Source organism: Delftia sp. BGA-UO-ETr-SB1, assembly GCF_059567865.1.
Map to the genome: position 1 here is coordinate 376,709 of NZ_JCAQOW010000006.1, position 20,471 is coordinate 397,179.

Annotated in this window: 21 protein-coding genes; 16 read left to right on the plus strand and 5 right to left on the minus strand. The window is 68.1% G+C overall.

The window, feature by feature from the left end:
- Positions 1 to 24: 24 nt before the first annotated feature.
- Complete coding sequence (gene rsmG, locus AC57B5_RS20555; RefSeq protein ID WP_496400239.1) at positions 25 to 684, minus strand: 16S rRNA (guanine(527)-N(7))-methyltransferase RsmG; 660 nt, start codon at positions 682 to 684, stop codon at positions 25 to 27.
- A complete protein-coding gene (mnmG, locus tag AC57B5_RS20560) occupies positions 681 to 2,660 on the minus strand; it encodes a tRNA uridine-5-carboxymethylaminomethyl(34) synthesis enzyme MnmG (RefSeq protein WP_012201986.1) in 1,980 nt (659 codons plus the stop codon). Before mnmG ends, rsmG begins: the two co-directional genes overlap by 4 nt.
- A gap of 300 nt (positions 2,661 to 2,960) precedes the next feature.
- On the opposite strand from mnmG, the gene AC57B5_RS20565 reads away from it, so the two are divergent.
- Both AC57B5_RS20565 and gstA read left to right on the plus strand, forming a co-directional pair.
- A complete protein-coding gene (locus AC57B5_RS20565) occupies positions 2,961 to 3,548 on the plus strand; it encodes an NADPH-dependent FMN reductase (RefSeq protein ID WP_016447287.1) in 588 nt (195 codons plus the stop codon).
- A gap of 95 nt (positions 3,549 to 3,643) precedes the next feature.
- Positions 3,644 to 4,252 (plus strand): glutathione transferase GstA, encoded by a 609-nt coding sequence (gene gstA, locus AC57B5_RS20570; RefSeq protein ID WP_013799958.1) that lies wholly within the window; start codon positions 3,644 to 3,646, stop codon positions 4,250 to 4,252.
- Between the two features lie 61 nt (positions 4,253 to 4,313).
- On the opposite strand, the gene AC57B5_RS20575 is transcribed toward gstA, so the two are convergent.
- A complete protein-coding gene (locus AC57B5_RS20575) occupies positions 4,314 to 5,087 on the minus strand; it encodes an IclR family transcriptional regulator (protein WP_065344964.1) in 774 nt (257 codons plus the stop codon).
- Between the two features lie 114 nt (positions 5,088 to 5,201).
- Here AC57B5_RS20575 and AC57B5_RS20580 point away from each other — a divergent pair, with 114 nt between their 5' ends.
- The 6 genes from AC57B5_RS20580 (at position 5,202) to AC57B5_RS20605 (ending at position 9,754) form a co-directional block, all read left to right on the plus strand.
- Positions 5,202 to 5,957, plus strand: a complete 756-nt coding sequence (locus tag AC57B5_RS20580) for an SDR family NAD(P)-dependent oxidoreductase (RefSeq protein ID WP_047469596.1) — start codon at positions 5,202 to 5,204, stop codon at positions 5,955 to 5,957.
- 13 nt (positions 5,958 to 5,970) lie between these two features.
- Positions 5,971 to 6,357, plus strand: a complete 387-nt coding sequence (locus AC57B5_RS20585; RefSeq protein ID WP_063327853.1) for an NIPSNAP family protein — start codon at positions 5,971 to 5,973, stop codon at positions 6,355 to 6,357.
- A gap of 12 nt (positions 6,358 to 6,369) precedes the next feature.
- The gene (locus AC57B5_RS20590; RefSeq protein ID WP_012201980.1) at positions 6,370 to 6,921 is read left to right on the plus strand and encodes a VOC family protein; all 552 of its coding nucleotides are present in this window, start codon (positions 6,370 to 6,372) and stop codon (positions 6,919 to 6,921) included.
- 72 nt (positions 6,922 to 6,993) lie between these two features.
- Positions 6,994 to 7,968, plus strand: a complete 975-nt coding sequence (locus AC57B5_RS20595; protein ID WP_448676010.1) for a tripartite tricarboxylate transporter substrate binding protein — start codon at positions 6,994 to 6,996, stop codon at positions 7,966 to 7,968.
- A 4-nt stretch (positions 7,969 to 7,972) separates the two neighbouring features.
- On the plus strand, positions 7,973 to 8,554 hold the full coding sequence (locus AC57B5_RS20600; protein ID WP_448676009.1) for an NADPH-dependent FMN reductase: 582 nt from the start codon (positions 7,973 to 7,975) through the stop codon (positions 8,552 to 8,554).
- Positions 8,555 to 8,635: 81 nt separating this feature from the next.
- Positions 8,636 to 9,754, plus strand: a complete 1,119-nt coding sequence (locus tag AC57B5_RS20605; protein WP_496400240.1) for an alkene reductase — start codon at positions 8,636 to 8,638, stop codon at positions 9,752 to 9,754.
- 105 nt (positions 9,755 to 9,859) lie between these two features.
- Here AC57B5_RS20605 and AC57B5_RS20610 read toward each other — a convergent pair whose 3' ends face one another.
- A complete protein-coding gene (locus AC57B5_RS20610) occupies positions 9,860 to 11,554 on the minus strand; it encodes a methyl-accepting chemotaxis protein (RefSeq protein WP_034397522.1) in 1,695 nt (564 codons plus the stop codon).
- A 300-nt stretch (positions 11,555 to 11,854) separates the two neighbouring features.
- On the opposite strand from AC57B5_RS20610, the gene AC57B5_RS20615 reads away from it, so the two are divergent.
- Together AC57B5_RS20615 and cueR are read left to right on the plus strand one after the other, a co-directional pair.
- Positions 11,855 to 12,049 carry a heavy-metal-associated domain-containing protein gene (locus AC57B5_RS20615; protein WP_012201975.1) on the plus strand — a complete coding sequence of 65 codons (195 nt, stop codon included), beginning with the start codon at positions 11,855 to 11,857 and terminating at the stop codon, positions 12,047 to 12,049.
- 43 nt (positions 12,050 to 12,092) lie between these two features.
- Positions 12,093 to 12,527 carry a Cu(I)-responsive transcriptional regulator gene (gene cueR / locus AC57B5_RS20620; RefSeq protein WP_012201974.1) on the plus strand — a complete coding sequence of 145 codons (435 nt, stop codon included), beginning with the start codon at positions 12,093 to 12,095 and terminating at the stop codon, positions 12,525 to 12,527.
- Positions 12,528 to 12,553: 26 nt separating this feature from the next.
- Here cueR and AC57B5_RS20625 read toward each other — a convergent pair whose 3' ends face one another.
- Positions 12,554 to 13,318: a TetR/AcrR family transcriptional regulator gene (locus AC57B5_RS20625; RefSeq protein ID WP_496400241.1), complete on the minus strand. Its 765-nt coding sequence runs from the start codon at positions 13,316 to 13,318 to the stop codon at positions 12,554 to 12,556.
- Between the two features lie 130 nt (positions 13,319 to 13,448).
- Here AC57B5_RS20625 and AC57B5_RS20630 point away from each other — a divergent pair, with 130 nt between their 5' ends.
- From AC57B5_RS20630 to AC57B5_RS20655, 6 genes are all read left to right on the plus strand, one after another.
- On the plus strand, positions 13,449 to 14,333 hold the full coding sequence (locus tag AC57B5_RS20630; RefSeq protein ID WP_013799950.1) for an ABC transporter ATP-binding protein: 885 nt from the start codon (positions 13,449 to 13,451) through the stop codon (positions 14,331 to 14,333).
- Positions 14,330 to 15,211 (plus strand): branched-chain amino acid ABC transporter permease, encoded by an 882-nt coding sequence (locus AC57B5_RS20635; RefSeq protein ID WP_013799949.1) that lies wholly within the window; start codon positions 14,330 to 14,332, stop codon positions 15,209 to 15,211. Before AC57B5_RS20630 ends, AC57B5_RS20635 begins: the two co-directional genes overlap by 4 nt.
- Positions 15,212 to 15,233: 22 nt before the next feature.
- The gene (locus tag AC57B5_RS20640; RefSeq protein ID WP_043825211.1) at positions 15,234 to 16,271 is read left to right on the plus strand and encodes a branched-chain amino acid ABC transporter permease; all 1,038 of its coding nucleotides are present in this window, start codon (positions 15,234 to 15,236) and stop codon (positions 16,269 to 16,271) included.
- 37 nt (positions 16,272 to 16,308) lie between these two features.
- Complete coding sequence (locus tag AC57B5_RS20645) at positions 16,309 to 17,490, plus strand: ABC transporter substrate-binding protein (protein WP_012201969.1); 1,182 nt, start codon at positions 16,309 to 16,311, stop codon at positions 17,488 to 17,490.
- Between the two features lie 166 nt (positions 17,491 to 17,656).
- Positions 17,657 to 18,487 carry an ABC transporter ATP-binding protein gene (locus AC57B5_RS20650; RefSeq protein WP_232245680.1) on the plus strand — a complete coding sequence of 277 codons (831 nt, stop codon included), beginning with the start codon at positions 17,657 to 17,659 and terminating at the stop codon, positions 18,485 to 18,487.
- 145 nt (positions 18,488 to 18,632) lie between these two features.
- Entirely contained in the window at positions 18,633 to 20,471 is a 1,839-nt protein-coding gene (locus tag AC57B5_RS20655) for an AMP-dependent synthetase/ligase (RefSeq protein WP_496400242.1), read from the plus strand.

Consider the following 20,471-nt stretch of genomic DNA (forward strand, 5'->3'; position numbering starts at 1 on the left):
GCAGTGTGCCATTCGGTAAAAAAATCAGGCGCAAACGCGCAGCCAGAGGATGCAGCGCTCGGCATCCAGGCCCGGCACCTTCAATGGTTCCACGTGAAACACCTGCACGTCGGCGGGCAGCGCGGCGATTTCATCGTCGGGGTGCTTGCCCTTCATGGCCAGCCAGGTGCCGCCCTCCTCCAGCGCCTGACGCGACCAGCTGGTGAAGTCCACCAGCGAGGCAAAGGCACGGCAGCTGATCAGCGGATAGCGCGTGGTCAGCTGCTCCACGCGGCTGTGGATGCCGCGCAGGTTGGGCAGGCGCAGCGTGGCCGCCGCCTGCTGGATGAAGGCGGCCTTCTTGCCCACCGTGTCCACGCAGTGCACGTCGATCTGCGGGCAGCAGATGGCAAAGACCACGCCAGGCAGGCCGCCGCCCGAGCCCACGTCCAGCATGGCGGTGCGCCCTGCGCGCGCAGGCATCTGTGCCAGATGGCGCTGCAGCGCCGGCACGGCAGCCAGGCTGTCGAGCAGGTGATGGGTCAGCATCTCCTGCGGATCACGCACGGCCGTGAGGTTGTAGACCTTGTTCCACTTGCCCAGCAGGGCCTGGAATTCCATCAGCGTATCGATCTGGGCGGGGGTGAGGTCCAGCCCCAGCGCCTGCAGGCCGGCTTCGAGCGGAGCGCGCAGTTCCTGGCTCATGCGGATGCCTCCTCGCCCTTCGCGTCAGTCACATCCGGTGCAAAGCCCCGAAAGCCGCCCTTCTTCAGATGCACCATCAGCAGCGAGATCGCCGCCGGCGTCACGCCCGACATGCGCGATGCCTGGCCCAAGGTCTCGGGCCTGTGCTTTTGCAGCGACTGGCGCACCTCGAAGGACAGGGCCGGCACCTGCATGTAGTCCAGCTCGGCCGGCAGGCGCAGGTTCTCGAAGTGGGCGGCGCGCTGCACCTCGTCCTTCTGGCGGTCGATGTAGCCTGCGTACTTGGCCGCGATTTCCACCTGCTCGACCACGGAGGCGCTGAGATCGCCCAGCACGTCGGGCTGCACATCGGCCGAGGCATAGCGGCCCTCGTTCAGGCTCATCAGCTTGCCGTAGCCCACATCGGGCCGACGCAGCAGGTCGAACAGGTTGTACTCGCGCTCGATGGACTTGCCCAGCACCCGCTCCGACTCCTCGGGCGTGACGATGCGCGGATTGACCCAGGTGGACTTCAGGCGCTCTGTTTCACGTGAAACAGCATCGCGCTTGCGGCTGAAGGCATCCCAGCGCGCATCGTCCACCAGGCCCATGGCGCGGCCCGCTTCGGTCAGGCGCATGTCGGCGTTGTCCTCGCGCAGCTGCAGACGGAACTCGGCGCGGCTGGTGAACATGCGGTAGGGCTCGGTCACGCCCTTGGTGATCAGGTCATCGACCAGCACGCCCAGGTAGGCCTCGTCGCGGCGCGGCAGCCAGGCTTCCTGGCCACGGCACTGCAGCGCGGCGTTGAGGCCGGCGAACAGGCCCTGGGCCGCCGCTTCCTCGTAGCCGGTCGTGCCGTTGATCTGGCCCGCGAAGAACAGGCCCTGGATCTGGCGCGTCTCGAAGCTGCTCTTGAGCGAGCGCGGATCGAAGTAGTCGTACTCGATGGCGTAGCCGGGGCGCAGGATGTGTGCGTTCTCCAGCCCCTTCATGCTGCGCACCAGTTCGTACTGGATGTCGAAGGGCAGGCTGGTGGAGATGCCGTTGGGATAGAACTCGTTGGTGGTCAGGCCTTCGGGCTCCAGGAAGATCTGGTGGCTTTCCTTGTCGGCAAAGCGGTTGATCTTGTCCTCGACGCTGGGGCAGTAGCGCGGGCCCACGCCCTCGATCTTGCCCGTGAACATGGGGCTGCGGTCAAAGCCGCTGCGGATGATGTCGTGCGTGCGCTCGTTGGTGTGGGTGATCCAGCAAGGCATCTGGCGCGGGTGCATGGCCGCATTGCCGATGAAGCTGAACACCGGCAGCACGCCTTCGTTGACACCACCGGGCATGCCGTCGCCGGGCTGCTCCTCGCACTGCGAGAAATCGATGCTGCGGCCATCCAGGCGCGGTGGCGTGCCGGTCTTCAGGCGGCCCTGGGGCAGCTGCAGCTCCTTGAGCCGCGACGACAGGCTGACGGCTGGCGGGTCGCCCGCGCGGCCTGCCGCGTAGTTGTTCAGGCCCACGTGGATCTTGCCGTCCAGGAAGGTGCCCGCCGTGAGCACCACGGTGCGGCTGCGAAAGCGCACCCCCACCTGGGTGACGGCACCCACCACGCGGTCGCCCTCGACCATGAGGTCATCCACCGCCTGCTGGAACAGCCACAGGTTGGGCTGGTTCTCCAGCATGTCGCGGATGGCGGCCTTGTAGAGAATGCGGTCGGCCTGGGCGCGCGTGGCACGCACGGCCGGGCCCTTGGAGCTGTTGAGGATGCGGAACTGTATGCCGCCGATATCGGTGGCCAGCGCCATGGCGCCGCCCAGCGCATCCACTTCCTTGACCAGATGGCCCTTGCCGATCCCGCCAATGCTGGGATTGCAGCTCATCTGGCCCAGGGTCTCGATGTTGTGGCTCAGCAGCAGCGTCCTGCAGCCCATGCGCGCAGCGGCCAGCGCGGCCTCGGTGCCGGCGTGGCCGCCACCGACCACGATCACATCAAATTCCTGTGGGTACAACATGCTTATCACTCCGGGGGCCTGCCCGGCCCAAGCCCCCGACACGGAGCACTCACGCTCCGGCGCTCATGGCAGGTGGCCCTCGTTCATGTAGCGAGGGGAACCCAGCGGGGAACCCGCGATTTTCCCACCTTTGCCGCACCAGTGCCTTGCAAGGGGTCGGCCGGCCCCGCCACCGGGCCGGCACTGCGCCGGTGTTCCACGTGAAACAGTGCGGCGAACACGTGTGCACCGCAGGATGCTGCGCGCCGCCGCCCGCAGGGCGGCCCGCTTGCAAGAAACATGTGCAGGGCCTGTGATGCAATGGCGGCCATGCAGATCCTCATCTTCGCGGGCAGTACCCGCCAACAATCGCACAACCGGCGCCTGGCCGCCGCCGCCGCCGACATGGCGCGCGAACTGGGCGCCCAGCCCACGCTGCTGGAGCTGTCGGATTTCGACATCCCCATGTACAACGCCGACCTGGAGGCCAGCGGCACGCCGCCCGACGTGCTGCGCTTCAAGGCCGCGCTGCACAGCCACCCGGCCTGGCTGATCTGCTCGCCCGAGTACAACGGCAGCTACCCTGCCCTGCTCAAGAACGCCATTGACTGGGCTTCCAGCCCCGTGGCCGGTGATCCGGTCTGGTCCGATGGCACCCTGCCCTTTCGCGGCAAGGTCGTGGGCATGGCCAGCGCCTCGCCCGGCGGCCTGGGCGGCCTGCGCGCCCAGTCGCACCTGGCGCCGCTGCTGCTGAACCTGCAGTGCTGGCTGGCCCCCGTGAGCCATGCCGTGGGCCAGGCAGGCCAGGCATTCGACGACGCCGGCCGCCTGCAGCGCCCCCAGGACCAGCAAGGCATGAAGGCCGTGCTGGAACAGGTGCTCTGGGCTGCACAGCGCCTGTCGGCCTGAACCCTGCCGCCAGCGCGGTCCCATCATGCGCAGCCCCTGCACATGGGGTTAGCATGGGCGCTTGTCTTTCTTACCCTGATCGGAAGCCATCCACCATGAAGCTCTACTACAGCCCTGGCGCCTGCTCTCTGTCTCCCCACATCGTCCTGCACGAGGCAGGCCTGGCCTACGAGCCGGTCCTGGCCAGCACCAAGACGCACAAGCTGCAGGACGGCACGGACTACTACGGCATCAACCCGCTGGGCTATGTTCCCTTCCTCGTGCTCGACGACGGCGACACGCTGCATGAAGGCCCGGCCATCGTCCAGTACCTGGCCGATCTGGTCCCCGAGAAGAAGCTGGCGCCTGCCAACGGCACCATGGCCCGCTACCACCTTCAGGAGTGGCTGAACTTCATCGGCACCGAGCTGCACAAGGGCTTCGGCCCCCTGTTCAACCCCGCCACGCCCGACGACTACAAGCCCGTGGTGCGCCAGCGCGTGCTGGACCGCCTCAAGTGGGTGGACGGCGAGCTCAATGGCCGCGACTACCTGATGGGCGAGCAGTTCACCGTGGCCGACGCCTACCTGTTCACCGTGACGGGCTGGGCCCAGTTCGTGGGCGTGGACATCTCCGAGCTGACCAACCTCCTGGCCTACCGCGAGCGCGTGCTGGCCCGCCCTGCCGTGCAGGCCGCGATGAAGGCCGAAGGCCTGCTCAAGTAAGCAGCGCCCGAGCCCGGTCTCGGCGGCACAAGGGGCCGGCTGGTGTGAACCAGCCGGCCCCTTATCTTTTGCGCGTGCGGATGCGCTGCTCTATCTGGGCCGCCGCAGCGCGCACCTGCTGGGCGATGCGCCGCACGCGCGCCGCCGTCATGCGCTGGGTCAGCGCGGCCACGCTGACCGCCCCCATGGCCTGGCCCATGCTGTCGCAAAAATGCGCGCCCACGGCCGTCACGCCCAGGCTCACGCGGTTCTGTATCACGGCCACGCCTGCACGGGCCGTTTCCTCGCAGGCCAGGCGCAGCCCCGCATCGGTGAGCTTGCCAAAGGCCGGCAGGGCGGGCGCCACGCGCTCGATGATGGCCTCACGCTCCTCGGGCGCAATGGCGGCCAGCACGGCCAGCCCCCCGGCGCCCACGCCCAGCGGGCGCCGGCTGCCGACCTGCAGCACCAGCGTGCGTATGGGGAAGTCGCCTTCGAGCCGGTGCAGGCACACGGCCTCGAATCCGCTGCGCACCACCAGGTAGGCCGTGTCCTCGGTTTCACGTGACAGCGCCGCCATGGCCGGCTCGCACAGGTCGCGTATGTCGTGCAGCATCGACCCCGCCAGGCCCAGCTCGAAGGCCAGCGGCCCCAGCCGGTAGCGGTGGGTCTGGGCGTCGTGCACCACCAGGCGCTCGGCAATCAGCTGCTTGAGGATGCGGTGGGCCGAAGGGTGGGGCACGCCGGATTTTTCGGCCAGTTCGCTGAGCGGGCAACCGCGCGCGCCCCCGGTCGCCAGCAGCTTGAGAAAGGCCACGCCCCGCTTGAGGGAGCCAGCATCGGACGATGAGGTCATGTTCGTTTATCGGACAACTGAGTGGCGCCGCCGGGCGATTTGAAAACAATCGGAATGGCCGATCAACCACGGCCCGGCCAGGGCACGGCAAGGCCGGGCGCCACGGATTTCCGAATGATGCAACTCTCCCATCCGCCATTGCAAGACAGAATCGCCGTCGTCACCGGCGCCAGCAGCGGCATAGGCGCCGCCACGGCGCGGGCCCTGGCCCGCGAGGGCGCCACCGTCGTGATCGGCTACCACCAGGGCCGCGACCGCGCCCAGGCGCTGCGCGAGGAACTGCCGGGCAGCCACCACACGCTGCAGCTGTCGCTGCAAGACGAGGCAAGCCACGCCACCGCCGCCCAGTGGCTGCAGCAGCACCTGGGCCGGGTGGACCTGCTGGTCAACTGCGCGGGCTTCACCGAGCGCATCGCGCACGCGCAGATCGATGCGCTGGAGCCCGCGCTGTTCAACCGCATCCTGTGCGCCAACGTGGGCGGCACCTATGCCGTGACGCGGGCCCTGCTGCCGCTGCTGCGCGCCTCGCAGGATGCCGCCGTGGTCAACGTGTCCTCGGTCTCCGCCTTCACGGGCCTGGGCAGCAACATGGCCTATTGCGCCGCCAAGGCCGCGCTGGACACGCTGACGGTGTCCATGGCGCGCGCCTTCGGCCCGGTGCGCTTTCTCTGCGTCTCGCCCGCCGCCGTGGACACGGGCTTCGTCGGGGGCCGCAGCCGCCAGGAGCTGGAGAAAAAGGCCGCGCACACGCCGCTGGGCCGCGTGGTCGAGCCCGGCGATGTGGCGCAGGCCATCCTCGCCTGCGCCACGCATCTGCGCACGGCCACGGGCACGCGCATCGTGATCGACGGCGGCCACAGCCTCGGTTGAAAAAAGGCACGGCATGCTCGTCGAACAACGCACCTACACCGCCCACCCCGGCAAGTGGCGGGACTACCTGGCGCTCTACCAGGCCGAGGGCCTGGAGCTGCAGCAGCGCATTCTGGGCCGCATGGTCGGCTACTACACCAGCGACTCGGGGCCACTCAACCAGATCGTCCACCTGTGGGCCTATACGGACCTGAACGAGCGCGCCGAGCGCCGCGCCCGCCTGCTGGCCGAGCCACGCTGGCAGGCCTATGTGGCGCGCATGCTGCCGCTGCTGCAAAGCCAGGAATCGAAGTTCCTGGTCCCGGCCCCCTTCTTCCAGCCCCAGTGGAGCGGCTGCCAGGAGCCGCTCCACGGCGCCACAGGCCCCGCGTCCACTTCCGGCCCCCTTTCCACCGACTGACAGGAGACATCCATGCTGTGCAAAAAGCTTCACCACGCCGCCTACCGCTGCAAGGACGCGGCCGAGACCGTGCGCTTCTATACCGAGGTGCTGGGCCTGCGCTTCACCCACGCCATGGGCGAGGACCATGTGCCCTCCACGGGCCAGTACAGCCCGCACATCCACATCTTTTTCGAGATGGAGGACGGCAGCTCCATCGCCTTCTTCGAGTGCCCCAGGGACCCGGGCCAGATGAAGGACATGGAGTCGCCGGGCTGGATACAGCACTTCGCCTTCGAGGTCGCCGACGTGGACACCGTGCTGCGCGCCCGGCAGGACCTGCTGGACCGGGGCATTGACGTGGTGGGCCCCACCAACCACGACGACTTCATCACCTCCATCTACTTCTTCGACCCTTCGGGCCACCGCCTGGAGCTGACCGCACGCACGGCCGACGCGGCGCGCCACCAGGTCTTCGAGCAGGAGGCCATGCAGGTGCTGGCCCTGTGGAACGAGACCCACGACTGGTCGCAGCGCGAAAAGCTCTACGGCGCCCAGACCGGCTACGCACGCGCGGACCGCTAGCCGCAACACCAGCCAGGCCAGCCAGGCCACTGGACACGTCCGCAGCGCGCAATACAAAAAAGGAGACATGACATGACTGCCATCACCCGACGCACGGCCCTGCTTGCAGGCGCCGCCTCACTCGCCCTGCCCACGGCCCGGGCCCAGGGCGGTTTTCCCAACCGGCCCATTCAATTGATCCACGGCTTTGGCGCGGGCGGCAACGCCGACGTGGTGGCCCGGCTCGTGGCCCAGAAGCTGCAGGAATCGCTCAGGCAGCCCGTGGTGGTGGAGATCAAGAGCGGCGCGGGCGGCTCCATTGCCAGCAACTTCGTGGCCAAGGCGGTGCCGGACGGCTACAGCCTGGTCATGCTCACGGGCGCGCACACCGTGTCGGCCGCGCTGCGCAAATCGCTGCCCTACGACGCGGTCAAGGACTTCGCCTTTGTCTCCACCGTCTCGTCCTTTCCCTTCGTGGTGGCCGTGCGCGCCGAGCATCCCGCCAGGACCCTGGCCGATCTGCTGGCCATGGCCCGCAAGGAGCCGGGACGCATCACCTTCACCTCGGTGGGCGTGGGCTCCACCCAGCACATGGCCGGTGAGCTGCTGGGCTCCACGGCCAAGGTACAGCTGCTGCACGTGCCCTACCGGGGCGGCGGCGCACCCGTGCAGGCCGTGATAGCGGGCGATGTGGACGTGCTCAGCGACACGCTGACCGTGGCCATGCCGCACATCAAGTCGGGCCGGCTGCGCGCCCTGGCCGTCACCAGCGCCCAGGCCTGGCCCACCCTGCCCGAGGTGCCGCCGGCCTCGGCCGTGCTGCCCGGCTTCGAGGTGCGCTCCTGGCTGGGCCTGGCCGCGCCCGCAGGCACGCCCGCCGACGTGGTGCAAAGGCTGGCCGCCGAAGCCCACAAGGCCCTGAAGGAGCCCGACCTGCTCCAGGCCCTGGCCAGCGCCGGCAGCGCGGCCACGCCCTGCAGCCCCGAGGAGATGCGTGCCATGGTGGGCGCCGAGATCGCGCGCTGGCGCGGCGTCATCCAGCAGGTCGGCATTCCGCTGCAGGCCTGACGCCATGGACATCATCGGCCTGTGCGGCAGCCTGCGCCGCCATTCCCTGAACCGCATGCTGCTGGAGCTGGCGGGCGAATGCCTGGCGCCCTCGGCCACGATGCAGGTCTGCGACTGGCGCGCGCTGCCGCCGCTGGATGCCGACCTGCTGGCCACGGGCATGCCCGAATCCGTGCACCAGTTGCGCGAGCGCATCCGCCGTGCCGACGCCGTGGTGCTGGCCACGCCCGAGTACAACTTCTCCATTCCAGGCATGTTCAAGAATGCGCTGGACTGGATCTCGCGTGGCGACGACCAACCCTTTCGGCACAAGCCCGTGGCCCTTGTCTCGGCCTCGCCGGGCCCGCTGGGCGGGGCGCGCGTGCAGTACGAACTGCGCAAGGTATTGCAGTGCATGGAAGCCGACGTGCTGGCCCGGCCCGAGGTGTTCGTGGGCCAGGCGGCGCAGAAATTCGACAGCCAGGGCCTGTGCACCGATGCCGCCACGCGCAGCTTCGTGACGGCGCAGATGCAGGCGCTGGGGCGACTCGTGGCGCAGCACCGTCGCCTGCACGACAGCGCGCAAATCCCTGGCCTGCACGATTGATTCCATGGGCGTAATCTGTGCCGTACGCCGCGCCGCCCGCACGGGTGGCGCTTTTGCTTCACGCACAGAAAGCCCCGTTGCATGACCTCTCTGTTCGATCCCATACAGGCCGGCGAGCTGCGCCTGCCCAACCGCATCGCCATGGCGCCGCTGACGCGCAACCGCGCACCCCAGGCCCTGCCCAACGACATCATGGTCACCTACTACGCCCAGCGCGCCAGCGCCGGCCTGCTGATCAGCGAAGGCACGGCCATCAGCCACCAGGGCCAGGGCTATGCCCATGTGCCGGGCCTGTACGGCAGCGAGCAGCTCGACGGCTGGAAGCGCGTGACCGACGCCGTGCACAAGGCCGGCGGGCGCATCGTCACCCAGCTGTGGCATGTGGGCCGGGTCTCGCACACCTCGCTGCAGCCCGAAGGCCAGGCGCCCGTGGGGCCGTCCCCGGTGGCGGCCAAATCCAAGACCTATGTGATCGACGAGGACTCGGGCAAGGGCCAGTTCGTGCCCACCTCCGCGCCGCGCGCGCTCGCCCAGCAGGAGCTTCCCGCCATCGTCCACAGCTTCGCCGTGGCCGCGCGCAATGCCGTGGAGACGGCCGGTTTCGACGGCGTGGAGCTGCACGGCGCCAACGGCTATCTGCTGGACCAGTTCCTCAAGACCGGAGCCAACCAGCGCGATGACGACTACGGCGGCAGCATCGAGAACCGCGCCCGCCTGCTGCTCGAATGCACGCGCGCCGCTGCCGATGCCGTGGGCGGCGGCCGCGTGGGCATCCGTCTGTCGCCCGTGACGCCGGCCAACGACATCGCCGATGCCGACCCCCAGCCGCTGTTCGAATACGTGGTGCGCCAGCTGGCGCCGCTGGGCCTGGCCTACATCCACATCATCGAAGGCTCCACCGGCGGCCCGCGTGAATTGCCCGACCGGCCCTTCGACTACACGGCCCTCAAATCCGCCTACCGCGAGGCCGGCGGCCAGGGCGCCTGGATGGTCAACAACGGCTATGACCGCGACATGGCGCTGCGCGCCGTGGAAAGCGGCCACGCCGATATCGTGGCCTTCGGCAAGGCCTTCATCTCCAACCCCGACCTGGTCCACCGCCTGCGCGACGACCTGCCGCTGAATCCCTGGAACTCCAGCCTGTTCTACGGCGGCGGCGCCGAGGGCTATACCGACTACCCGTTCGCGCGCCAGGCCTGATTTGCGGCGCTGCAAAGCAAAAAGCCCGCAGGCATGGCCTGCGGGCTTTTTTCGTTCGCGCGATTCACGGGGTCACGTGAAACAGGGCCGCTGGCCCCTGCCTTCTCAGGCGTGTTCCAGCAACTGGGTCTCGCGGGCCGAAGCCAGCGGGGCGCGGCCGGCAGCCGGGGCCAGGCCGGGCTTGCCCTGGCCGGGACGGCCATAGGAAGCATGCGAGCCCATGGACGCCACGGCCGCACCGGCAATGCGGAACTGGCCCACCACCTGCGCCAGGCGCGCGGCCTGCTCGCGCAGCGACTCGGCGGCGGCAGCCGATTCCTCGACCAGGGCTGCGTTCTGCTGCGTCATGCGGTCGATATCGCCCACGGCCTGGTTGACCTGGCCGATGCCCCCCGACTGCTCGCTGGAAGCCGCCGTGATCTCGCCAATGATGTCGCCCACGCGCTGCACGCTGTCCACGATTTCCTTCATGGTCTTGCCCGCGTCCTCGACCTGGCGCACGCCCACGTCCACGGCCTGCACGCTGGTCTGGATCAGCGCCTTGATCTCGCTGGCCGCCTGGGCCGAGCGCTGGGCCAGCGAGCGCACCTCGGCCGCCACCACGGCAAAGCCGCGGCCCTGCTCGCCGGCACGTGCCGCTTCCACGGCGGCGTTCAGCGCCAGGATGTTGGTCTGGAAGGCGATGGAGTCGATCAGGCCGATGATGTCGCCGATCTTGCGGCTGGAGGTCGTGATCTCCTGCATGCTGACCACGGCCTGGGCCACCACGTCGCCACCGCGCGTGGCCGTGGTCGAGGCAGAGGCCGCCAGCTGGTTGGCCAGCTGCGAGGAAGATGCCGTCTGCTGCACCGTGGCCGTGAGCTGGGACAGCGAGGCCACGGTCTCCTGCACATTGCTGGCCGTCTGCTCGGTGCGCGAGGACAGGTCCTGGTTGCCCGTGGCGATCTCCTGGCTGGCCGTGGCGATGTTGCCGCTGGCGTCGCGCACCTGGGTCACCATGGAGCCCAGGCTCTGCTGCATCTGGTCCAGCGCGCGCTGCAGGTCGGCCACCTCGTCCTTGCCCTCCACCTTCACGCTCTGCGACAGATCGCCCTGGGCAATGGTCAGCGCCGTCTGGCGCGCCTGCACCAGGGGGCGGCAGATGGACAGCATGTTCATCAGCGTCAGCGGCACCACCACCAGCACCGTGAGCACCACGGCAGCCACGAAGATCCACTGCGTCTGCTCGGCCACGCCCTGCTCCTCCGCGGCCATGGCATCGACCTGCTGGCGCAGCAGCTGGTCCAGCTGTGCGATGAGCTTTTCGACCTCCGCCACCTCGGCCATGGCCTTGCCGCTCATGCGGTTGGCCGTGGTCGCCGTGTCATAGCCACCGGCCTCCAGCTGCCGCGCAATGTGCTCGAACTGCTGGCGGTAGCGGTCCACGCGCTCGGAGATGCCGCTGACGATGGCATCGTCGGCCGGGTCCTCGTCCTTCAGAAAGCGCTCGGCCACGGATTTCACGCGGTCGATGGCGGCCAGCCACTGGGTGTGGGCCTTGCGCACCTCTTCGGCACGCTCGTACTGGATGATCATGTCCTTTTCATGGGCGCGCACGGCACCCAGCTCGGCGCGCAACTCCACCATGTAGCCCATCTTGGCGTACGAGGTATGCATGAACTGCTGACTCATGCCATGGATGCGGAACATGCCCAGCATCCCGGCTCCGCCCAGCAGACCCAGCAGTACCAGCACCATGGCGATGGCACCCAGCATCCGCGTGCGGATCGTGAAAGCCCGCATCATTCCCAACAAGTTCATGACCGTTTTCCTCTCTGTCAGTCAAGGCGCCCGCACGGTCTCCAAATGCATAGCGCCAACGTAAATACAAATTGTTGCAGTTTGTCAGATGATCGCCAATGGCCTATGACGGTTTTTGCCTATTCACGGCTCTTTTCGATCTATCGGCCATTGCAGCGGATCATTGAGCCGGCCGGCTCACATCGAATTGGGCCAAATCAACCCTTGTCCAGCCAGGCGCTTGACCTTGCCATGGTGTCAGGGTTCAACATGCCGTCCATGGCTTGCGCCACTTCGGCGCGCCCCAACCAGGAGCGAGAGATGCAACATGTTTTCACCGTGCAGGGCATGACCTGCGGCCACTGCGAACGCGCCGTCACCCAGGCCGTGCAGGGCGTGGATGACCAGGCCCAGGTAAAAATCGATCGCGCCGCCCAGCGCGTTGAAGTCGACAGCAGCGCCAGCCGCGAGGCACTGGGCGCCGCCATTGCCGAAGAAGGCTACAAGGTCGCCTGAGAGACACCTCAAAGACACCGCAGGCATCCGAAAGGCACGCACCATGTCCGCCCACCCCGCACAGCACTGGCCCGTCTCCATCGGCGAGGCCGCGCGCCGCGCCGGTGTCTCGGCGCGCATGGTGCGCCACTACGAAGCCCAGGGCCTGCTGCCGCCCATGCACCGCACGGACGGTGGCTACCGCCAGTACGCCGAGGCCGACGTGCATGCCCTGCGCTTCATCCGCCGGGGGCGCGACCTCGGCTTTTCCATGGACGAGATCGCCACCCTGCTCGGCCTGTGGCAGGACAAGAGCCGCGCCAGCAGCCAGGTCAAGGCCATCGCCCAGCGCCACATCGACGAACTGACCGAGCGCATCGCCGCCATGCAGGCCATGCAGCGCACGCTCAAGACCCTGGTGCACTGCTGCCACGGCGACGACCGGCCGGACTGCCCGATATTGGATGATCTGGCGGCGCAGGAGAGTGCGGCGCCGTAGCGTGTCTCACGGCAGGGAACGGCGCTTCAGCCGCCCGCCTTCGCACGCTTTGCAGGCTTGCCCACCTTGGGTGGCTTGGATAACTTGGGCGTATCGAGAACATCCGCCCGCCGCAACACCCCCCCCATCAAGGTATCAATGCACTGCTGCGCCACTTCCTCGGCCGAGTACTGGCCGCCAGGCTGGTACCAGCGGCCTATCCAGCTGAGCGCGCCGGCAATCACGAAGGCCGTCATCTTGGGGTCGCAGGGGGCCAGCGAGCCCTCCTGCACGCCGGCGGCCACCAGGCGGCGGAAGGCCTGGTCTATGGCGGCCTTCTGGCGGCGCAGTTCGCGGCGGCTGTCGGGGGGGACCTGTTCGTCGCCCACGCGGATCAGGCACATGCCGAAGTCCATGGTGACGATGCGCGCATAGACCTGCATGCAGGCGCGCAGCTGGTCCACGGCCTGGCCGCCTGCGCGGCGCGAGGCCTCGATGCCTTCCAGCGTCATGGCCAGGCCCTGGTTCACGCACTGCAGCAGGATCTCGTCCTTGTTCTTGACGTAGTAGTACAGCGTGGGCTTGCTCACGCCCAGCCGCGCGGCGATGTCGTCCAGCGAGGTGGCGGAGAAGCCGCGCTCGTTGAACAGCTGCGCGGCGGCCTGCAGCACGGCCTGGCGCTTGGCCTCGCGCTGCTGCTCGCGGTCGGGCGTGCCGCTCCAGGGCGAGTCCACGGAGGGCGCCGCACGGCCTTTGCGGGTGCGGGTTCCGGGGCTGGGTCGGGTCTTGGTTTCAGGGCTCGATGGCTTCATGGCGGCGGGTGCACCGGGGAAATCACCGATGCTGCATGCGGAGGGCGACAACCAGAATCTACTCCAAAGTAAACAGCCTACGCATCAGTAGGCTCCTGCCCGGCTCGACGAACCAACGCACGAGAGCGCCATGGAGACACACCCCGACGGCGGCCCGCCCGCCCCCTTGCTGCAGGTCGATGGCGTCACGCTCGCCTTTGGCGGCGTGAAGGCGCTGTCGGGCGTGGGCTTCGATGTGCAGCCCGGCTCGATCACGGCCGTGATCGGCCCCAACGGCGCGGGCAAGACGTCGCTGTTCAACACCATCTCGGGCTTTTACCGGCCCACGGGCGGCTCCATCCGCTTCCAGGGCGAGGACATCACGCGCATGCCGGCGCCGCGCCGCGCGCGGCTGGGCCTGGGGCGCAGCTTCCAGAACATTGCGCTGTTCCGGGGCATGACGGTGCTGGACAACATCAAGCTGGGCCGCCACGCCCACCTGCGCACCAACGTGCTCGACGCCCTGCTCTACCTGGGCCGCGCACGCCGCGAAGAGGCCGAGCTGCGCCGCGACATCGAGGAGCGCATCATCGATTTCCTGGAGATAGACCACATCCGCCATGCGCCCGTGGCCGCCCTGTCCTACGGGCTGCAAAAGCGCGTGGAGATGGCGCGCGCCCTGGCCATGCAGCCGCGCATCCTGATGCTGGACGAGCCCGTGGCCGGCATGAACCGCGAGGAGACCGAGGACATGGCGCGCTTCATCCTCGATGTGCGCGCCGAATGGGGCGTGACCGTGCTCATGGTGGAGCACGACATGGGCATGGTCATGGACCTGTCCGACCATGTGGTGGTGCTCAACTTCGGCCAGGTCATCGCCCAGGGCACGCCCGCTGTGGTGCAGGCCGATCCCGAGGTGAACCGCGCCTACCTGGGCGCGGGCGACGTGGGCGAGCTGCGCCAGCGGCTGCGCGGCGCAGCCGAACGGCCAGCGCCCGTCGGGCACCTGCCCGCCATGGCGCAGAGGGCCGCATGATGGACTGGGCCTACCTGTTCGAGATCGCCCTCACGGGCCTGGCCGCAGGCGGCCTGTATGCGCTGGCCGCGCTGGCCTTCGTGGTGGTCTACAAGGCCACGCGCGTGGTCAACATCGCCATCGGCGAGCTGCTGATGGTGGGCGCCTACCTGTTCTTCACCTTCGCGGCCATGTTCGCGCTGCCGCTGTGGCTGGCCATTCCCGCCGCCGTGCTGGGCACGGGGCTGCTGGGCGCGCTGATCGAGCGCACCATGATCCGGCCGCTGCTGGGCGAGCCGCCGATCTCGGTGTTCATGGTCACCGTGGGCCTGGCCTCGGTGCTGGTGGGCCTGGTGGAGCTGATCTGGACGGCCGACCAGCGCCGCCTGCCCGAGTTCATGCCCACGCAGCCCGTGATGATCGGCGAGGCCTTTCTCGCGCCCAAGGTGGCCTGGGGCGCAGCCGTGGCCGTGGTCTTCATCGCGGCCGTGCTGCTGGTGTTCCGCTACTGGCGTGGCGGCGTGGCCCTGCGCGCCACGGCCAGCGACCAGGCAGCGGCCTATTCGGTGGGCATCAACGTGCCGCGCGTGTTCTCGCTGGCCTGGGTGGTGTCGGCCATGATCGCGGCGGTCTCGGGAATCATCGTCGGCTCCATCGGCGGCATCTCGTCGAGCATGGGCGTGTTCGGCCTGTCGGTGCTGGTGGTCGTCATCGTGGGCGGGCTGGACAGCGTGCTGGGCGCCCTGGTCGGCGGCCTGTTCATCGGCCTGGTGGAGGCGCTGGCCGGCGCCTACCTGGGCGGCGAGTACAAGCTGCTGGCCACCTTCATCGTGCTGGTCGTGGTGCTGATGCTCAGGCCCTACGGCCTGTTCGGCACGCACGAGATCGAGCGGCTCTAGACAGCTTCAGAAAGACGGCAGCATGCGCATAGGCACCCTCAAGGAAAGCTACATCGCCGATGCGGCGCTGTTCGACTCCCGCACGCAACGCATCTGGCTGGCCATGGCCGGCGCGCTGCTGCTGCTGTTCCCCTTCATGGCCAGCGACTACTGGCTGTACCTGGCCTGCCTGGTCAGCATCAACGTGGCCGGCGCCACGGGGCTGAACATCCTCACCGGCTACACGGGCCTGGTCAGCCTGGGCCAGGCCGCCTTCATGGGACTGGGCGCCTACACGGTGGCCATCGTGCAGGCGCGCTGGGGCACGCCCGTGCTGTTCAACCTGCTGGCTGGCGGCTTCGTGGCCATGCTGGGCGGCATCGTGGTGGGCCTGCCCTCGCTGCGCGTCAAGGGCCTGTACCTGGCGATTGCCACCATCGCGGCCTCGTTCATCGCCCATTTCCTGTTCGCCAACCTCAGGCTCACGGGCGGCACGGCGGGCCTGACGCTGCAGCCGGCCACGGTGTTCGGCGTGGCGCTGGACACCTCGTTCCGGCTGTACTGGGTGATCGTGCCCGTCACGCTGCTGATGCTGCTGGGCGCGGCCAACCTGTTTCGCACACGCATAGGCCGCGCCTTCATCGCCATCCGCGACCGCGACATCTCGGCCGAGGTGCTGGGCATACCGCTGCTGCGCTACAAGCTGCTGTCGTTTGGGCTGTCCTCGTTCTACGCGGGCGTGGCGGGCGGGCTGTGGGCGTACTTCTTTCGCGTGGTCACGCCCGAGAGCTTTCCGCTCTTGATGTCCATCTTCTTTCTGGCGGCCATCATCGTCGGCGGCATGGGCTCCATCCTGGGCGGCATCCTGGGCGCGGTCTTCATGACCATGGTCCCGGAGCTGCTCAAGCTCATCGTGGACCTGCTGCCCGGCGGCTCCGAGCTGGCCGTCTTCCTGTCGCCCGTGCGCACCATGGTGTTCGGGCTGCTGATCATCGTCTTTCTGGTCTTCGAGCCGCAGGGGCTCGCAGAAATGTGGCGGCGCCTGCGCCGCTTCTTCCACCTGTGGCCCTTCCGCAATTGAGGCGGCGCCGCGCACGACAAGCAAAAGGAGACAAGCAATGCAGCAACACCCGACCTCCTCGCGCCGCCGCAGCCTGCTGCTGGCGGCCGGCGCCAGCCTGGCCGCACCGCTGGCCGCCCGCGCCCAGGCTGGCGGCGAAGACATCGTGATCGGCGGCTCCATCCCCATGACGGGCGTGTTCGCCTTCGCGGGCGTGGGCATCAATGCCGGCATGGGCGACTACGTGAAGATGGTCAACGAGGCAGGCGGCATCAAGGGCCGCAAGATCCGCTACGTGCCCGAGGACACGGGCTACAAGGTCGATGTCTCGGTGGCCGCGTTCAAGAAGATCACCAGCCAGAACAAGGTCAACCTCTACTACGGCGACTCCACGGGCTTTTCCAAGACCATCAACCCGGAGCTGGACCGCAACGGCGCCATCCTCATGGCGGGCGCCTCCTTCGCCACCGAGCTCAACAACCCGGCCAAGTACCCGAACCAGTTCCTCGTGGGACCCGACTACACGGAGATGTTCGGCATCCTGCTCAAGCACATCGCCAAGGAAAAGCCGGGCGCCAAGGTGGCCTTCGTCTACTCCGACTCCGAGTTCGGCCGCGACCCCATCGAGGCCAGCGAGGCGGCCGCCAAGAAGCTGGGCCTGAACGTGGTGGCCAAGCTGATGACGCCGCCCGGCAGCGTGGACGTGTCCACCGAAGTCATCAAGCTGCGCCGCGCCGCGCCCGACTACACCATCTTCCACGGCTACATCCTCGCGCCCATTCCCGAGTTCATCCAGCAGGGCAAGCAGATGGGCATGACCAGCCAATGGATGGGCACCTTCTGGACCATGGACAGCTCCACCGTCATGAAGATGGGCGAGGCCGGCGACGGCTTCATGGGCGTCATGCCCTACCGCTACTACTACGACACCTCGGCCAAGGCGCCCATGCTGGACAAGATCCGCGCGCTGCGCCCCGAGTACCAGAGCACGGCCTATATCCAGGGCTTTCTGGCGGCCATGCTGTTCGTGGAATCGGCCAGGCGCTGCCTGGACGCTGGCAAGCCGCTCACCGGCCCCAACCTCAAGGCCGCGCTCAATTCCATCAAGGACTTCGACACGGGCGGACTGATTGGCGTGCCCATCACCATCAAGGGCAATTCGATTCCCGTGGGCCGCGTCTACAAGGCGGACATGAAGGCGCAGAAGATGCTGCCAGCGTCCGACTGGATAGCGCTTTGATGAAACGCATCCCCCTGAGCGGCTTCGCCGCTTCCCCCTTCTCTCGCACCGCTTCGCGTTGCGGGAAGGGGGACGGCACCCTCGCGGCGGGGCGGCCCTTGCTTGGTGCCCCGCGCCTGATGCACGCCATAACCAACGTCGCGGGCTCCACATGCGCAGTGAAATTTTGAAGGCAACCCCAACCAACGCAGAGACTGCAAGCGTCCTCGAAATCAACAACATCGAGGTCATCTACAACAAGGTCGTGCAGGCCCTGCGGGGCCTGTCGCTGGCCGTGCCGCGCGGCCAGATCGTGGCCCTGCTGGGCAGCAACGGCGCGGGCAAGAGCACCACGCTCAAGGCCGTCTCGGGGCTGCTGGCGCTGGAGGACGGCCTGCTGGCCAGCGGCAGCGTGCGCTACAACGGCCAGTCCACTGCGCAGTACGCGCCCCAGCAGCTGGTGCGCCTGGGGCTGTCGCATGTGATGGAGGGCCGGCGCGTGTTCGAGGACCTCACGGTGGAGGAAAACCTCGTGGCCGCGACCTACGCGCTCACGGGCCGCAATCAAGTCAAGCCCGACTTCGACCTGGTCTACAGCTACTTCCCGCGCCTGCATGAGCGACGCAAAGGCCTGGCCGGCTACCTGTCGGGCGGCGAGCAGCAGATGCTGGCCATTGGCCGCGCGCTGATCGCCGAGCCCCAGCTCATGCTGCTGGACGAGCCCTCGCTGGGCCTGGCGCCGAAGCTGGTGGAGGACATCTTCACCATCATCGCGCGCATCAATGCCGAGCGCGGCACCTCCATGCTGCTGGTCGAGCAGAACGCCACCGTGGCCCTGGCCGTGGCGCACAGCGGCTACATCATGGAGAACGGCAAGATCGTCATCGACGGCCCGGCCGAACGTCTGGCCCAGGATGCCGACGTGCGCGAGTTCTACCTGGGCATGGGTGGTGGCGGCGAGGCAAAAAGTTTTCGCGACCTGAAGCACTACAAGCGCCGCAAGCGCTGGTTGTCATGAAGCACCCCCTGAGTCGCTTCGCGCCTTCCCCCTCTCTCCCGCTTCGCGAGGGAGGGGGACAGCACCCTCGGTGCGGGGCGGCCCTTCCTCGGTGCTCCCGTGTGGGGGCACGCCAGTGTCACAGGCAGCGCGATGGGTCATTGATATGAAGAACCTTCCCGAACTCACCCTGCCCCAGATGCTGGCCGAACGCGCGCGCAGCGATGCCCAGCGCGTGGCCATACGGCAAAAGGACTTCGGCATCTGGAAGCCCACCAGCTGGGCGCGCTACCACGAGCGTGCCAGCCACTTCGGGCTGGGCCTGGCGCAGCTGGGCCTGCCGCCAGGCGGCCACATGGGCGTGATCTCCGAGAACCGCATCGAGTGGGTGCTGGCCCAGATGGGCGCGGGCCTGATCGGCGCCATCACCGTGGGCGTGTACCCCACCAGCCCCACGCCCGAGGTCGCCTATGTGGCGGGCCACGCCGATGTGGACATCATGGTCTGCGAGGACCAGGAGCAGACCGACAAGCTGCTGGCCGCTCTGCCCCAGCTGCCGCGCCTGAAGAAGATCATCGTCATGGAGACCAAGGGCCTGCGCAGCTTCGCGCCCGAGGTCCGCGCCCTGATCGCCACCTTCGACGAAGTCGAGCGCCTGGGCGCCCAGGCTGCCCAGGCCGTTAGCCGCGCCCCCATCGAACAGGCGCTGGCACGCCAGACGCTGGATGACGTGGGGCTGATGATCTACACCTCGGGCTCCACCGGCAAGCCCAAGGGCGCCATGATCACCTACCGCAACATCCGCGGCGTGGTGCCCGGCATTGCCGAGCGGCTGGGGCTGGACGGCGGCACGCGCCACCTGTCCTACCTGCCGCTGTGCCACGTGGCCGAGCAGATGCTGACCAGCTTCGTGCCGGTCTACCTGGGCTCTCAGGTGCACTTCGGCGAGTCCATCCGCACGGTGCAGGAAGACCTGCGAGAAGTCGCGCCCAATATGTTCCTGGGCGTGCCGCGCATCTGGGAGAAGCTGCATGCGGCCATCAGCATCAAGATGCAGGAGACCGGACCGCTGCGCCGCGCGCTCTACCGGCGCGCCATGGCGGCCTGCGCGCCGCTGGCCGAAAAGCCCCGCAGGCAGTGGAGCCTGGCCGAGCGCCTGGCCTGGGCGGCCAGCTACTGGAGCGTGCTGCGCGCGCTGCAGAACTTCATCGGCCTGCGCGAGGCACGCGTGGCGCTCACCGGCGCCGCGCCCATACCGCCAGACGTGGTGCGTTTTTTCCGCACGCTGGGCGTGCCGCTGATCGAGGTCTACGGGCTGACCGAATCCACGGGAATGGTTACCGGCCACCGCCTGGACGACGTGGCCGTGGGCACCGTGGGCGTGGCCACCGAAGGCGTGCAATGGCGCATTGCCACCCATGCCGGCCCCGATGAGGGCGACGGCAGCGGCGAGCTCCAGATCAAGGGCGACATGGTCTTCGCGGGCTACTACAAGAACCCCGAGGCCACGGCGCAAAGCCTGCAGGACGGCTGGCTGCACACGGGCGACGTGGTGCGCGTGCAGGGCGGCCAGCTGCGCATCGTGGACCGCCTCAAGGACATCATGATCACCGCCGGCGGCAAGAACCTCACGCCCTCGGAGATCGAGAACACCATGAAGGCCAGCCCCTTCATCAAGGAGTGCATCGTCGTGGCCGAGGGCCGCAAGTTCGTGGGCGCGCTGGTGCAGATCGACTACGAGACCGTGGGCCAATGGGCCCAGGCGCGGCGCATCCCCTTCACGCATTTCCGCTCCCTGGCCGAGATGGCCGAGGTGCGCGCGCTGATCGATGCCGAGATCGCGCAGGGCAATGCGCGCCTGGCCCAGGTCTCGCATGTGCGGCGCTTCCATCTGCTGACCAAGGAACTGGACCACGACGATGGCGAAGTCACGGCCACGATGAAGGTGCGCCGCTCGTCCATCTACAAGACCTACGCCGCCGAAATCGACGCCCTGTACCACTGA